This is a genomic window from Roseococcus sp. SYP-B2431 (genome assembly GCF_004336745.1).
Classification (GTDB): Bacteria; Pseudomonadota; Alphaproteobacteria; order Acetobacterales; family Acetobacteraceae; genus Roseococcus.
The window spans coordinates 133680-149214 of record NZ_SJXD01000011.1; the positions used below are offsets into that span (position 1 = coordinate 133680).

Here is a 15535-nt window from a genome sequence, read left to right on the forward strand (position 1 = left end):
GCCAGCTTCGGAAATCCTCCTTCGGCGATCGATCCGCGGTCCATCCGGAAGCCTCCTAATTCTGCGGCGGCGCGAAGGTCGGGCAGCGGAAGTCGGTCATCTCGCGTAGCCCGAAGGGGTTGATGCTGCTCGCCGCCTGGAGCGTGAAGTCCGCCGTCCTGTCGCCCTGGATGACGCTCAGGCGGAAGCGGTCCGGCTGCGGCGTCGCCACCACGCGGTGCAGGAAGACGAGCTTCAGCGTGGACCAGGCGCCGTCATAGGCGAGGTCGCCGCGGCTCGAGGCCGGGTCGAAGGTCAGCGTGATCGGCTGCAAGGACGGGAATTGCAGGTCGATCGGCCGTCCCCCGCCGCCGACGGGCAGCGAGACGCGCGCGCCGGAGGCCTCCAGCGTCGCGCTCGACGTTCCCGCCGAGAGGCCGGCCGGGACGATCTGGAAGCGGAAGCCATTGGCCACGCCGGCCGGGAAGAAGGCGTCGCGGATCGCCTGGGCCCGCTGGAACTGCATCAGGTCCGAAGCCGAGACGGGCGGCGGCAGGCCGTCCGTCGCCACCGGGCGCCAGGGGCGCTGCGTGACGTCGGCATAGGGGCGCAGATACTGCGTGAAGAAGGTGTCGAAGGTTCCGCCCGGCGCGAAGAGGCGGATGAAGTCGTCCACCGGCATGTCGGGCGTATTGGGCTGGCGCCGGAACGGGAAGCGCGTCTCGATGCCTCGGCAGAGCGCGACGAGGCTGGTGCCTCCGCCCCCGGCCGCGGCGCCGCCGCCTCCGCCACCACCACCACCACCGCCGGCCGCGGCGGCAATGGCCGCCTGGGCGCCGCCGGCGCGGGCGCGGCCGGTCGCCTGGGCCAGCGCCGTCATCCAGCTGCGAAGCGGCTCGGGCTGGCGCTGCGCCTCGGAGAGCAGACGCTGGCCGGGATCGAGGCCCACGCTCGGCGGCATCACCGTGCCGGGCGGGGAATTGGCGAGCCGCGCGACCTGCACATAGAGGTCGTTCATGATGGCGAGCACGCCGTCGAGCGGCTGGCCGGACGCCTCCCGCAGCGCCTGGAAGCGCCGCTCCACCACCTCGGCGACCGGCGCGGCCCCGTTGCCGAGCTGGACGCCGACGGCCGCGGCGACCCGGCTCGCGGCCCCGGCCGCGGCGCCCGCGGCGGCACTCGCGGCCCCCTGGGCGGCCTGGCCCGCGGCTCCGGCGGCGCCGGGCGCCTCGGGTGCCGTCCCCGGCGAGAGCTGCCGCGCGATGCCGCGGAGCAGGTCCTTCATCGGCGAATTGGGCGCGCCGAGCAGGTTCAGCGCCTCTGCCGAGGCGTTCAGCCCGACGACCGGCGGCAGCACGAGATCCTGCAGCATCGCCTCCCAGGCCCGCACGTAGTCGGCGGCGTAGAGGGCGAGCACGTCGGCCTCGAGCCGGCGCGGATCGCCCGCCCCGGCCGTCGCGGCCTCGGGGCCCAGCACCCAGGATTCGCTGGCCGCCTCGAGGGCGGCCTGCGGCAGGCGCGGCAGCACGGCCCCGTAGAGCCCGTTCACCGTGAAGAAGCCCGGCACGCCCTCGGTCAGGGGGCGGCCGCTCGGGCGGACGAAGTAGCGCTGGCCCGCGGCGCCCAGCGCCTGGGCCGGCGCCCAGGCCGGGACATTGGCCGTGTCGGCGAGGTTGCGGAGCCGCGCATAGACGCGCTGGGCCATGGGCAGCCGCGAGAAGACGCGCCGCGCCTGGTCCACCAGCGCGCCGTCCAGCGGATAGGTGGCGAGCTGGCCGGCCAGCAGCGCGTCCAGATGCCGGCCGAGCGCATCGCGGCCCGGCTGGTTCACGGCGCCCGGGAAGGCGGCCTGCCAGTCGAGCCCGAACCACTCCTTCACGAGGCTGCGGTCCATCGGCCCCTGCTTGCCGAGCATGAGGTAGACGCGCACGGCCTCGTAGAGGTAGTCGGGCCGCTGGATGCCCTCGCGGATCTGCTGTTCCAGCCGCGCCAGCAGGCGGGGCAGCAGCACGCGGTTGAGCGCGCGGCCATAGGCGCTCTCGGCGCCGGCCTGGAGCATCTCCTGCTGGCTGAGTCCGAAGCCCGGGCCCTCGCCGGCGGCGGCCGGCGGCAGGGTCTTGGCGGCCTCTAGATAGGCGAGGATGGGCGCGAGGTCGGGGCCGCGCACGCGGTCGAGCGGCGCGGCACCGCCGGCCCGCTCGGCGGCGGTCACGGCGACCGCGAGGCGCTCGCTGCGCCCGCCTTCCGCGTGGAGCGCGGTCCAGCCCCAGACGCCGCCTCCGAGCACCAGCAGCAGCGCCGCCGCCCAGGAGCCGATCTGCACGATGCGCCGGCGCGATTCCAGCCCGCGGTCATTGGCCGCGAGCCGCGCCTCGTTGAACACCACGTCCTTGAGCAGCCGCGTCAGGAAGTAGGCGCGGCCCTTCTGGCCCATGATCGCGGCCGGGCGGCTCGGATCCAGCCCGAAGGAGCGCGAGAGCGCGCCGGCCAGCCGGTCGAGCGGCGTGCCCTCCTGCGTGCCCGAGGTGAAGTAGACGCCGCGCAGCAGGGGCGCGGGATCGAGCTTGGAGCCGCCGAAGGCCGCCTGGGCGAATTCCTTCAGCGCGGACTCCAGCGAGGCGAGCTGGGTCGGGAAGCCCGCGATCAGCGCGCGCTGCTGCGGTCCGCGCTCGGTCTGCAGCCGCTCGATGAGGCGGACCATCAGCCGTTCGGAGAGGGCCGTGAATTCCTGGCCGAACTGCGTCACCGCGCCCTCGGGCGTGTGGCCCATGGGGAAGGTGAAGCCCCAGACCTGCTCGCGGGCATTCTTGTCGAGGTCGTCGAAGAACTCGATGAAGCCGGGCAGCAGGTCGGCCTTGGTGACGACGAAATAGACCGGCAGCCGCTGGCCGAGCCGCGTCTCCAGCTCCTTGATGCGCCGCCGCACGCTGCGCGCATGCGCCTCGCGCTGGGTCGCGTCGAGGCGCGAGAGCATGTCGACGCCGAAGGCCACCAGCACGCCGTTCAGCGGCTGGCGCGGGCGGTTCTTCTTCACCAGGTCGAGGAAGCGCTCCCAGCCGGCCTTGTCCGCATCGGCGTCGCTGTCCTGGGTGGTATAGCGGCCGGCCGTGTCGATCATCACGGCGCGCTCGGTGAGCCACCAGTCGCAGAATCGCGTGCCGCCGACGCCGCCGACGCGGCCCTCGGCGAGCGGGAATTCGAGGCCGGAATTGAGCAGCGCCGTCGTCTTGCCCGAACCCGGCGGGCCGATGATCGCATACCAGGGCAGGTCGTAGAGATAGGTGCCCTTGCCACCCGTCGCGGCCTTCAGCTTGGCCAGCGCCTCGGTGAGCTTGGCGCGGAGTTCGGCCTCCTCGCCGGCGGCGGCCTCGTCCTTCTTGGCCTGCGGGTCGGGCGCGGCGGCGGCCTCGACAAGGCCCGCGTCGCGGCTCTCGCGCTTCCGGCCGATCAGGAAGAAGACCAGGAACCAGAGGATGACCGGGATCGCGACGAGGATCGCGCGCAGCCAGATCGCGTCGAAGGCCTCGCCCAGCAGCGGGGAGAAGAGCCAGATGACGACGTCCAGCAACAGGACGCCGAACAGGGCGCCGAGCGCCGGGATGGTGAACAGGCTGCGCATGTCAGCGGCCCCCTCGCAGCAGGATCACCTCGATGCGGCGGTTGGCCTCGCGGCCCTCCGGCGTCGCGTTCGAGGCGATGGGCTCGGCATCGGCCTTGCCCTCGATGGTGAAACGGGCGGCCTCGCCATTGGCCGCGATGATGATGTTCCCCGCCTCCTGCGCGCGCGCCTGGGACAGCGCGAAGTTGGAGGGGAAGCGCACGGAGCGGATGGGCTGGTTGTCCGAATGGCCCTGGATCAACACGCGGCCAGGCTCGGTCTTCAGCGCCTCGCCGATGCGGCGCAGCAGGTCGTGGAAGCTGGACGCCACGGTCGAGGAGGCGGAGGGGAACATGCCACGACCGCGGATGCGGACGAGAACCCGTTGCGCGTCGCCTTCGACGGTCACGAGGCCCTGCGCGATCTCGGGGGCCAGGAACTGCCGCAGCGTCGGCAGGGCATCCGGCCGGGGGGCGGCGGTGGGCGGGGGGGGCGGCGCGGGGGCCGGCGGAACGGGCGGCGCGGTGCGGTCGATGGCGGGCAGCGCGCCGGGCGGCAGCGCCGCCATGCGATCATAGAGGTCGCCGGCCTGGGCGCCGAGCTTGTCGGAGAGGTAGTACCACCCGCCGCCCAGCAGGGCCAAGGCCAGGGCGAAGGCCACCCAGGCCGGCACGCTGCGGCTCACGCCGCGATGCGGGGCGTCCACGCCGCGCCAGCGCGGCGAGAGCTCGCGCTCGTAGTTGCCGCGGAGCTGCTGCAGGAGCTGGTAGAGCCCTTCGCGCACGCGATCGAGCTCGGCCGCGCCGCGCGGCATCAGACGGTACTTGCCCTGCAGCCCGAGCGAGAGGGCCAGGTAGCTGACCTCCAGCGCGCCCTTGTAGCGGCCGGGATCCTTCTGCATGCCGGTCAGCAGGTCGAAGACGCGCTCGCCCGAGCGCACCTCCTGGTGGAAGGTCGAGACCAGCGACTTCTGCGCCCAGGCCGATTGCGCGCCCCAGGGCGTGCTGAGCACCACGTCGTCGAACGCGGCGGAGATCACGTAATGCGCGGCGCGGATCTCCTCGGCCGTCGCGCCGGAATCACGCGCATCGGCCTCGAAGGCGCGCAGGGCCCGGAGCGCGCGCTCGCGCAGCTCCTCGACGGGTGGCTGGCCAGCCACGCCGGCATTGGCGAGGCGCGCGAGGATCTGCAGCAGGGGCGATGCGGCGGCGGCGAGCGGCCCGGGCCCGACCTTGGGCAGCGCCTCGGCCTCGCCCGCCAGCCGTGGCGCGGCGGCGCCGGCGGAGCTGGCCTGCGGCGGCGGCGGCGCCGCGCCCTGCGGCACGCCGGCCACGGGCCGCGGCGCTCCGCGCCCGACGACGGTGCGGTCGTTGTCCTCGGGTTCGCCGAAGGGATTGTCGCTCATGTCAGTTCTCGACGGTCCTGCCGGCCGGCGCGCGGCCGGCCGATTTCGGGAAGGGCAAGGGGCTCATGCGCGGATCGCCCAGAGGCTGAGACGCAGATTGGGGAAATCGCCCGAGACGTGGATCGCGAAGCCGCCGCTGGTCTGCATCTGCTGCCAGTGGGGCGAGCCGCGATCGAGCTCGAAATAGACGGCGCCCGCATGGAAGGGGATCTGCCGCGGTGCGACGGGCAAAGGCCGCACGATGATGCCGGGCAGCGCCACGTTCACCAGCTCGCGGATATGCTCGACCGCGCCGATCTTCACCTGGTTGGGGAATTGCCGGCGGATGGTCTCGCCCGGAATGTCGGACATCACCGTCATCACGAACTGGCCGGCGCGCAGCAGGTTTCGATCGAGGATGGGCCCCACGCGCACGCCGTGGCTGCGCTCCTGGAGCGGGATCTCGACGGCGTTGGTCTCCAGCACGGCCGAGAGGCTGCGGCGGAGATCGGCGATCACGGGCGCGAAGCTGCGCTGCAGATCGTCGTGCCGATAGGCCGGGTAGGTGGTGGCCTTCTTGTCGGGCGCGGTGAAGGTGGCGAGCTCGCCCGCGATCTGCACCAGCGTCCCGTAGAGCGTCTCCGGATGCACGTTGCCCGCATCGGCGTAGTGCGCGAGCAGGGGCAGGCAGCGATTCACCGTCTGCAACAGCAGGAAGTCGGCGACCTCCGCCACGCCGCGCGCGCCGGGCTGCGAGAGCCGGGCGCCCAGCGCCTCGGCGCGCTGGCCCAGCATGCCCACCAGCTCGCCCAGGACGTTGGAGAGCGGCGGCACGGCGGAGACGCGCAGGCAGGGCGGGATGAAGCGGTCGTCCACCAGCACGCGGCGGTCGGCCTGCACCTCGACGATGCGCGCAAGGCCGAGGCAGGTGAAGCCTGCGCGCTCCTCGCTCTCCAGCATGTAACGCAGGCGGGGGCGGCCGACGGCGAGCTCGGCCGGCAGGGTCGCGTCGGAATGGGTGTCATAGGCCTCGAAGGCGCGCAGGCCGTAGCGGGCGGCGGCGCCCTCCGGCCCCTCCGTCGCCGTGACCTCGGGGCTTCCGGGCTGGCGGACGGGGAGCGCCAGGTAGACGATCTGGTTGCGCGTGCCCTCCAGCAGGTCGAGCGGGGCCGGCTGGTCGGCCGTGCCGGGGATGGCGAAGGGCGTGCCGTCCTCGAGCACGCCGGCGATGTTGGAGAGCGCGAACTTCCCGGCGCCCAGCAGGTCGCGGTCGAGCGCGATCTCCGTCACCCCCCAGGGATGCGGGCGCAGCGGCGCGCTGCGCGCCTGGAGCAGGTGCTCGAAATACCGGTCCTGCTGCTGGTAGTGCTGCGCGCGGAGGAACATGCCCTCCTGCCAGACGACCTTGTCGTTCCAAGCCATGCCGCGTGACGTTCCCCGGTTGGGTTTAGAGGCTGATCATCGGCCGCCGCGCGCGGCCTCTTCATAGGCGCGGGCGAAGGCCTTGCCGAAGGCGCTGTCGAAATCGTCCTCGAACTGGTCGGTCACCTGCTGATGCAGGCGCTTGTAAGCCTCCCAGAGTCGCTTCTCCCGCGCGCCGGGCAGCAGGCCGCCGCCCGTGACCTCGCCCTCGAGCGGCGCGGGCGCGAGGCGCGCGAGCAGCGCCTTGGCCGCCGCCTGTGTGGCCGCGAGGGTGGCGAGCTGATGCGCCGTCAGGTCCTGCACGGTCTCGCGGATCGCGGCCGGGCCGCCGCGCGGCGCGGTGAGCAGCGCCTGGAGCGCCGCATCCTCGTCGGCCGCGAACTTCACCGGGTTGTTGCCGGCCGCGCGGATCATGGTCTGCTCGATGCGGAACTCGCGCTTCACGTCGGCCCGCGCGATGAGCAGGGCGCGCATGCCGGCGATGGCTGCGCGCAGCGCGAGCCCCGCGGAGCTCAGCGCGGCCGAGGGATCGAGGCTGGGCGGCGGCGGCGGAAGCCCGGCCGCCTGGAAGACGATGGCGAGCGCGGCCTGCAGGTCGCCGCCCCCTGCCGGTGCCGCCGCCGGCGTCACGTTGACCGCGACGGTCACCGCCGGGCCCGGCGGTGGAGGCGGCGGTGGCGCGTCCAGGAACGGATCGGCGGATCGCGCGGAAGGCGGGGCCGGTTCCGGGAAGGCCGGCGGCGGCTGGTGGGCGGAGGGATGCGGCGCCGGGGGGCGTGGCGCCTGCGTGGGCGGCGGCAGGTCCGCGAAGGGATCGCCGAGGGCGGGCGCGGCGGCCGGCACTCCCGGTGGCGGGGCGTCGGCGAAGGGGTCGGGCAGGGGCGAGGGCAGGGGCGAGGACGCGACGGCGGGCGGCGACGCCGCCGGCGCGAGATCCGCGAAGGGACCGGGCAACGGCGTCGCCGGCCGGGCGGGGGGCAGCGGGGTTGCCACATCGGCGAAGGGGTCGCCCAAGGGGACGGGCGGCGGCGCGGCAACCGGGGCCGCAGGCGGGGGGGCGAAGGGATCGGGCTGCCGCGCACCGGGGGGAGGCGCGTCGGCGAAGGGATCCGGCAGATTCGCGAAGGGATCGCCGGCCGTTCCGGCCGGCTTCGGCCCCACCGGCGCGTCCCAATTCGTCGGCAGCAGGTCCGGCATGGTGGCGCGGGGCGGGGTGAAGACGTCGTTCGTGCTCGGCCGGTGGTCGGGCATGACGGGGCCATGGTCGTCCGGCGCGAAGGGATCGAAATCCGAGGGAAGCAGCGGCGCCGCGCCCGAGGGAGGGCTGTCGCCGGCCGAGAGTCCCGGCAAGGGGACGGAGAAGATGTCGCTGACCGGGGCGGCGGGCGGCGCCATCGGATCGGGCACGGCCGCCGCGGACTGCCAGCGGCCCTCGCCGTAGCCGGCCTCCTCTTCGACGCGGCACTCGATCTCGTAGGCGCCGAGGCGCAGCCGGTCGCCGTCGCGCAGCACGCGGACCTGGTCGCGGCCCACCGGCTCAGCGCTGCTGTTCAGGAAGGTGCCGTTGGTCGAGAGGTCGCGCACCTGCCACGCGCCCGAGAGATACTCGACGGCGCAGTGCCGCTTGGAGAGGACGCGGTCGGGGTCGCGCAGCGGCCAGTCGCATTCGGTGCCGCGGCCCATGACGTATTCGCCGCCCGGCACGCGCCGCTGCTCAGGGGTGGCCTGCTCCGGACAGCGAAGGACGGACAGGACCAGCACCATGCGACGTTCTTTCTCAACCCTTCGGCGGCGTCCATGCGGACGCGTTTGAGGCCTCTTACTTCGGCTTGCGCCGTGACAGTAGGCGTCCCGCGGCGCGATTGCGTCAAGCGCAACGCCCTGGCGGGACTGCCTCGCGCGACGGTCGCCCGGCGCCCGAGGCGAAGAGCTAGGGGCCGATCAGCACGGTCGGCAGGCCCATGATCAGCGAGCCGCCATGCGCCGTCATGTCGCCGATCCGCGCGGCCGGACTTCCGCAGACAAGGACGGTGAAGCTGCCGAGCACGATCGCGTCCGGCGGGCCCACGCAGATGCAGGTGTCGCCGACCCTGGCTTGCGGCAGCATGCCCGTCAGCACCGTCGGTGCGCCCATGACGACCGGACCTCCGACATGGGGGATCGGCGGAAGTCCCGGCGTGACCATCGGGCAGACATGCATGTCGGTGATCCGGGAGGCGGGCATGCCCATCAGGGTTTCTCCGGTTCGAGGCGGCCGGCGCCGCCGCCGGCGATGTCGCGCGCGGATTGAAGGAAGCGCTGGAAGCGCGCCTCGGCCTTCTCCGGCGCCACGCGCGTCGCCGCCAGGATGATGGCCCCGGCCACGGCCACGCCGGTGAGGTGGTCGGCCGGCGGCACGACCGGCTGGCCCTCCGGCGCCATGCTGCCGCCGGACCAGAAGGCGGCAACGGCCGCCCAGGCTTCGGGGCTGCGGAAGCCGCCGCGCTGCGCGACCTCCATGGTGGCGCGGCGCGCCGGCTCGTCGGGCTTGCGCACCCAGGTCTCGGCGGCGGTCAGCGCCTCGGAGTCGCAGGCCGGCGGCTCCGCGACGGGCACGGCGCGGGCGCACATGCAGGCCCACCACACCGCCTCGCGCTTGGGCAGGGCATGGGCGACCAGGCGGAGCGCGTCCGGCATGCGCCCCGCCTCCGCCAGGCGGGCCACGCCGGCCGCGGCATCGGGCAAGCCCGTGACCAGCGAGGTGCCGGGGCCATCGAGCTCGAGCCGCGGCAGCAGCGGTTCGAGGGGGGTGGTCAGCTTGTTCGGGGAGGAGGCGCTCATGTCAGTTGATCATCACCAGGCCACCCTTGAGCGTCAGCATCGCATCGCCCTTGTGCGTGGCCATGAGGCCCTGGCTGTTCAGCATCAGCGACGCCTTCACGTCGATGTTCAGCGATTCGATGCTGATGCTCATGGGCGTCATGTGGATCTTGCTCTGGCCGCAGGTGAGCGTGATCGACTGCATCGCCTCGTATTTGATGCTCCCGAGCGAGGCTTTCTCGGTGATGTTCCCCATTTTCACCAGCCGGTCCAGGTTGCCCATCTCGATGGTGAGCTTGTCGTTGCCCTGGCTGACCGTGGCGGTGCGGTCCAGCTTCGTGGTCTCGGTGTGCTTGCCGTCGACCGTTTCCGTGCGGTGCCGTTTGATGGTCTCGGTGCGGTCGTTCTTGATGAGAAGGGTCATGTCCTTCTCGGCCTGGATGTTGATCTCCTCCGAGCCCTTCTTGTCCTCGAAGCGCAGCTCGTTGAAGTTGGACGCGCCGCCGCCCTTGCTGGAGCGCGTCTTGAAGCCCGACTGCGTCTTGTTGGCGGGCAGCGTGTAGATCGGCTTCTGCTCGGAATTGTAGACGCTGCCGATGGCGATCGGCCGGTCCGGGTCGCCATGCTCGAAGGCCACCAGCACCTCGTCGCCGACGCGCGGCAGCGTCCAGGAGCCGCCCCACTTCCCCGAGAAGCTCTGCGCCACGCGCACCCAGCAGGAGGAGGTGTCGTCCTTCTTGCCCGCCCGGTCCCAGAGGAAATGGACCTTGATCCGGCCGTATTCGTCGCAGTGGATCTCCTCGCCGGAGGGGCCCGTGACGATGGCGCTGTGCAGCCCGACCATGGGCGGCCGCGGCCGCGGCTCGGCGGGGCGCCAGGGCCGGTCGGCCGGCATCAGCACGAGGTTGTTGCTGTAGCCGGAGGCGCCGCCGCCCGAGAGATGCGTCTCGTCGAAGGCCTCGTGCCGTGTCGAGGCGACGAGCCAGGTGACCGGCGCCGCGATGTCGATGCCGGCCTTCACCTTGAGCCGGCCGCCGGCGAAGATGGTGGGGTCGTTGCCCGTCGCCGTGATGCGGTCGGCGGCGGTCTCGTAGGTCTCCATGCCGAGCTTGGCGAGGTCGCCCTCCGGCCGCACGGCCTGGCCGCCGGGCCAGCGGTAGATCTCGTATTTCGAGGCATTGGGCGAGCTCAGGATGGTGCCCGTCTGTTTCTGCAGGAGGGTATTGGGCTTCAGCCCGTCGAAGTCCTCGGCGACCATCTTGCCCGGCTGCAGCGACGACACCGGCTTCCAGTCGATCAGCGTGCCGACCTCGCCGGCATCGGAGCGGACCACCTGCGGGTCGCCGCCGATCATCGGGTAGTCGCTGTTGGCGCCGCAGACCACCAGCGTGTGCTCGTTGTCCTTGTGCTCGAAGAAATAGCCGCAGCCGGCCTCGTCCAGCATGCGCTGCGAGAAGTCGAGGTCGGTCTCGTTGAACTGCACGCAGTAGGTGCGCGGGCTGCTCGGCACCGAGCCGCCCCAGCGCACCGGGGCGACGCCGCTGTCGCCCAGGACGGCCGTCACGATGTCCTTGACGGACTTGTCCTGGAAGATCCGGCAGTCGGCGGTGCGCGAGAGGTGCCAGAAGTTCGGCACCACCTCCAGCCGGTAGGCCGCGAGGCCGCGGCCGAAGGCGCCGACGCGGCCGAAGGCGCGCACGACGCCATGGAAGTGCCGTGGGTCCACATGCTTCACGCGGATCGTGCAGGTGACGGCCTTGCCGATCAGCGCGGAGGGCTGGAGGTCCATCTCCTGGCTGATGACCTCGGCCGTCAGCGCGAAGGGCCGGCCGATTGTCTCCTGCACCGACAGGCGCCGGAGAATCAGCTTGTCGGCGCCGAGTGGAGACGAGATCTCCAGCAGCCGCTCGGCATGCGACAGATTCAACACGTCGCTCAAAGGAGGCGTTCCCCACGAATCCTGATCACGACCTTAGAGGGCCTAAACCACGACGGGGACATAAGATTTGTCATGTCTATCGCGCGACGACCCCCATCGGGAACGAGCGCAACTCGCGCTGCGCCGTCCGGAAGACCGCATCCTGTCGGTGCTGCTTCTCGGCCGCAAGGACGGGGACCCGCCGCGTGACCCATTCGCCGAGCGCCAGCGCCGAGACATGGCCCTCGCTGTCGGTCGCCGCCCGGCCGCTCATGGCCTCGCGGATGGCGAAGGCGAAGACGCCGTTCCGGTCGTCGTAGCTGTCCAGCGCCTCCTGCACGCTGCTGCTGGCGGCCAGCAGGAAACGCCCAGTCTCGTTGCCCAGCGCGGCGAGGCTGTCGATGGTCACCTGGCCCGCATGGCAGGTGTCGATGAAGAGGAAGCCGTCCCTGGCCCGGATGCGGGCGAGGGCGGAGACCAGCGTGCCCTCGTCCAGGGAGGTGCGGCGCAGCGCGTCCCAGTTGGCGGTGCTGGTCGTCTCGTGCGGCAGGAAGAGGAAGCGCCGGTCAGGCTCGGACCGCACGCCATGGCCGGCGAGATAGAGCACGAAGGTGTCCTCCGGCCGCGCCACCTGGGCCGCCGAGGTCAGCGCCGCCAGGATATTGGCGCGGGTGGCCTCGCGGTTGGTCAGCACCGTCGAGATGACCTCGCGGAACACGCCCTGCGCCCGGCTGCGCAGCGTCTCCACGACGCTGCGCGCGTCGGCGACGGCGAAGCGCAGGTTGAGGTCGGCCAGCTGGTACTGGTCCACGCCGACCGCGACCAGGATCAGGCGGCCGGCCCCCGGCGGCGGCGCGGCCTCGCCGGGGCGGCGGAGCTCCATCACCGGGCCCTCGGCGAAGAGCGTGCGGTCATCGGCATAGAGACGGGCGGCGACGCGGTTCGGCCCGGGGTCGAGCGGAACCTCCACGGAATTCGGGCCGGCCACGGCCGCGCTGCGCACGGCGATCCGGTCGTTCACCATGACGTCGAGCGGGCCGAGGCCGAGGCCGCGATCGGTCGTGTTGAAGGTGAGGCGCAGCGCGCTGGCGCCGGCCGGCAGCTCGGCCCCGCCCCAGGCAACGGGCGAGCAGCCGCCTTCGACCACCGCGCAGGCCTGCCCGGCGGACAGCGTCGGCAGCCGGCCGATGCGCGCGCGCACCTCGCCGAGCTCGTTCATGCGCGCCTGGGCGAGCCGGGTGTCCCCGAGCAGCCGCGCCCGCACGGCGGCGGGGGCGTAGAGCGCGCGATAGGCCTGCTGGAAGCTCGCCCATTCGGGCGTCTGGCCGCGGCCGTTGTTGAGATGGACGCCCACCAGCTCCTGCCCGCCGTGGGGCGCGTGGTCGAAGAGCCCTTCCGTCGTCCAGGTCACCCAGCGGCGGGCATCGGCATGGACGAAGAGGGCGCCGCGCTCGCGCAGCTGGTCGGTCGCCTCGAACCAGCGGATCGTGCCGTCGCCGAGCGCGGCTACGGCCATGCCCTCGACGGCGACCACGGCCCAGACGGTGCCGGGCATGGGCAGCTGGTCGAGCAGCCGGCCCGAGCGGTCGAACAGGCGCAGATGCGTGTCGGTGCCCAGGAGGAAGGCTTCGTCCTTCGGCAGGATCGAGAGGCTGCGGCTGTATTCGCCCTCGGCGAGGCGCAGCGGCTGGCCGTTCAGCCGCGGCCGGTCGCGGTTCTGCCAGTCGGTGACGACGAGGCGCCCCCCTGGCGTCGAGGTCTGCTGCCGCGCCGGCAGCAGCCCCCGGCCTTCATCGGCCACGAGCTGGCCCGACTGCCCGTCGAAGACGAGGGGCGGCGTGCCCGGCCGAATCACGAAGCGCACGCGCTGCCCATCCGGGCTGGCGGCGAGCCATTCGGCGGTGTTGCGGAAGTCGCCGCCCGACGGGCTCGGCGCCTGGACCACCGAGCCGTCAGGCGCGATGCGGCCCCAGCCGGGATCGGCGGCGGCATAGGCGAGCCCGCCCTGCGGCAGCGGAAGGAGGTGCGAGATGGCGTCGCGCGCGGCGGGGATGTCGCGCGCCGGGCCGAGGCCGAAATCCGACCAGCGCCGGATGACGAAATTGGCAGCGCCCGGTGCGCCGCCCTGGCGCCGGGCATAGCCGCCGGCATAGAGCTGCACGCCGCCACGCGCGTCGGAGGCCCAGGTCACGGCCGGCAGGCCCTCGCCCTGGAGCCAGGTGGTGTCAGGCACCAGCACGCTGCGGAGGTCGTTGGCCTGCAGGACCTCGACGCGCAGCCGGTCCTCGAAGCCGATGGCCAGCAACGCGCCGTCCGGCGACCAGGCGAGGCCGTAGGGGCGCCCGCCCTGGACCGGCGCGCGCTCGACCACCTTGCGGCCGGAGGCGTCGTAAACGCGCACCTTTCCGTCGGCCGAGCTGGCGGCGAGCCGGCCGGCGCCGTCGAAGGCGACCATGCGGGCCGGGCCCATCCAGCCCGCGCTGTCCTCAGCGAGCTGCCGGCCGTTGCGCGCGTCCCAGATGCGGATGCCCGAGCGCCCGCCGAGCGCGGCCGCGATGCGCGTGCCGTCCGGCGAGACGGCGAGATGGAAGACCGGCGCCGGCTGGTTCGGCAGCCGCGCCAGAAGACGGCCGCTCGAGGTCTCGAAGACGTAGATGGAGAAGGCGCCATCCCAGGACCGGCCAGTATAGCCGGCCGCGACGGCGCGGGTGCCGTCCGGCGTCAGCGCGACGGCGTAGAGCTCGCCCTCCTCGCGGTCGCCGATGGGCGGGCGCAGCACGCCGATCGGCGTGCCGTCGGGCAGCGCCCAGAGGCGCAGCGTCTTGTCATCGGAGACCGAGGCGAGAATGCGCCCCGTGGCATCGGTGGCTAGCCTGGCGACGGGCGCGATATGCGCCGACGCCTCGACCCGCAGGATCGGGGCCTGCGGCGGCTCCTGCGCGCGGACCGCCCCGGCAAGCGCGAGGCCGCCGAGGACGAGGCCGGCCGCGAAGACCGCCGTGAGGGGCCGGCGCAAGCGGGCCTCAGCCCGCGAGTTCGAAGCCGCCGCCGGCCGCGGCCAGGCGTTCGGCATTGCCCACGCTCTCGGAGAAGTTGTCGCGGCGCGAGATATTGGTCGCCGCCAGCGAGCGCACGTCCGTGCCCCCCGAGGGCGGTGTCGCGGCCGCCCGCTGGCCGCGGGGGGCCGGGGGGAAGGCATCCGCCGGCGCATAGCCGCGCACGCCGGAGGCGGTTTCGACCTGGACGTAGCCGGCCGGCCCGGGGCGCGTCGCCACGACCTCGCGGGCGTTGATCTGCGCAACCTCGGAACTGCCGGCGTCCGGCCGGAGCTTCACGACGACGGCGCGGCGCGGCGCGGCGCGGACCGGCTGGGGCCGGCTGTAGCTGGCCATGACCGCCGACTTGCCGCCGGGCAGGGCGCTGTCGAAGGCGGTGTCGAACTGGGCGCCGCGGCCGGTGATGCTCTGGTTGATGCGCTGCGCGACCTGGATGTCGCCCTGGAACCGTGCGCGGATCTCGGCGATCTGGGCCTGCGCGACGTCGCGGCTCAGGCGGCCGGACTTGAAGGCGTCGCGCACGGTCGCGGCCGTGCGGAGGCGGCAATCAGTCAGCTGGTCGAAGGCGACCTGGGTGCGATCGAGCTGGGCGTTCTCGCGCGAGAGGTCGCTGCTCATCTGGGCGAAGATGGCCTGCTGGTTCTGCGCCTGGCGCTGCAGGGCCGAGTAGTAGCCGACCGCCGCGCCGGTCGCGCCGCCGACGGCCGCGCCGATCAGCGCGCCCTGCCAGCTGCCGGAGGCCAGCCCGCCGACGAGGGCGCCGCCCAGCGCGCCCACGGCCGCACCTTGCAGGATGTCCTCGCCGTAGTAGTCGCCCGTGCTGTCGAGGGCCACGAGGTACTGGCGGCAGACATCGCGCCCGTCATCCGCGCCGATGCGGCCGGCTTGCGTCGTGACGCAGCCCGCGAGCATCACGGTCGCAGTGAGAAGCGCGGTCGCGCGGGTGAGCGGACGGCTGGCCATGGCGGTTCATCCCTAACGCAAGAGAATTGCATGCTAATGCGCGGCTCGAAAAACGCCTAGGCACATTACACGCTGCAACGGCCCCGTGAGACAGACGCGACAGAACTCCCCGCGACGGTGCTGCTCAGTCCGCGGGGTCGGGGCGGGGCATGTCCCGGAAGTAGGGCACGACCTTGCCCTGGACCTTCATGGTCAGCGGCAGGCCTTTGCGGCCGACGGCCTTGCCGACGACGAGGCGGACCCAGCCCTCGCTGACGCAGTATTCGTCGACATTGGTCTTCTCGACCCCCTTGAAGATGATTCCCACGCCGCGTTCGAGCGCGGCGGCATCGTGGAAGGGGCTCTTGGGATCGCTGGCGAGGCGGTCGGGGGGAGTGGCGGGCCTGGCATCGTCGGACATGCCGCCCTCCTAGCGC

Annotated in this window: 10 protein-coding genes; all 10 read right to left on the reverse strand. The window is 72.9% G+C overall.

Annotation, left to right across the window (positions count from 1 at the left end):
- Positions 1-55: 55 nt before the first annotated feature.
- The 10 genes from tssM to EJV46_RS02090 all read right to left on the reverse strand — a co-directional run bounded on the left by tssM (position 56) and on the right by EJV46_RS02090 (position 15519).
- Positions 56-3598: a type VI secretion system membrane subunit TssM gene (tssM, locus tag EJV46_RS02045; protein ID WP_131546920.1), complete on the reverse strand. Its 3543-nt coding sequence runs from the start codon at positions 3596-3598 to the stop codon at positions 56-58.
- A 1-nt stretch (position 3599) separates the two neighbouring features.
- Positions 3600-4982: a type VI secretion system protein TssL, long form gene (gene tssL / locus EJV46_RS02050; protein WP_131546921.1), complete on the reverse strand. Its 1383-nt coding sequence runs from the start codon at positions 4980-4982 to the stop codon at positions 3600-3602.
- Positions 4983-5045: 63 nt separating this feature from the next.
- Positions 5046-6383, reverse strand: a complete 1338-nt coding sequence (gene tssK, locus EJV46_RS02055; protein WP_131546922.1) for a type VI secretion system baseplate subunit TssK — start codon at positions 6381-6383, stop codon at positions 5046-5048.
- A 36-nt stretch (positions 6384-6419) separates the two neighbouring features.
- Positions 6420-8147 carry a type VI secretion system-associated FHA domain protein TagH gene (tagH, locus tag EJV46_RS02060; RefSeq protein WP_131546923.1) on the reverse strand — a complete coding sequence of 576 codons (1728 nt, stop codon included), beginning with the start codon at positions 8145-8147 and terminating at the stop codon, positions 6420-6422.
- Positions 8148-8313: 166 nt separating this feature from the next.
- Entirely contained in the window at positions 8314-8613 is a 300-nt protein-coding gene (locus EJV46_RS02065; RefSeq protein WP_131546924.1) for a PAAR domain-containing protein, read from the reverse strand.
- The gene (locus tag EJV46_RS02070) at positions 8613-9203 is read right to left on the reverse strand and encodes a DUF6931 family protein (protein ID WP_131546925.1); all 591 of its coding nucleotides are present in this window, start codon (positions 9201-9203) and stop codon (positions 8613-8615) included. The genes EJV46_RS02065 and EJV46_RS02070 overlap by 1 nt, the downstream gene beginning before the upstream one ends.
- A 1-nt stretch (position 9204) precedes the next feature.
- Complete coding sequence (locus EJV46_RS02075) at positions 9205-11112, reverse strand: type VI secretion system Vgr family protein (protein WP_240782440.1); 1908 nt, start codon at positions 11110-11112, stop codon at positions 9205-9207.
- A gap of 85 nt (positions 11113-11197) precedes the next feature.
- Positions 11198-14116 carry a caspase family protein gene (locus tag EJV46_RS02080; RefSeq protein WP_165585284.1) on the reverse strand — a complete coding sequence of 973 codons (2919 nt, stop codon included), beginning with the start codon at positions 14114-14116 and terminating at the stop codon, positions 11198-11200.
- Positions 14117-14123: 7 nt separating this feature from the next.
- Positions 14124-15119: a YMGG-like glycine zipper-containing protein gene (locus EJV46_RS02085; protein WP_131546928.1), complete on the reverse strand. Its 996-nt coding sequence runs from the start codon at positions 15117-15119 to the stop codon at positions 14124-14126.
- 124 nt (positions 15120-15243) lie between these two features.
- Positions 15244-15519 carry a DUF3297 family protein gene (locus EJV46_RS02090; protein ID WP_131546929.1) on the reverse strand — a complete coding sequence of 92 codons (276 nt, stop codon included), beginning with the start codon at positions 15517-15519 and terminating at the stop codon, positions 15244-15246.
- Between the last annotated feature and the right edge of the window lie 16 nt (positions 15520-15535).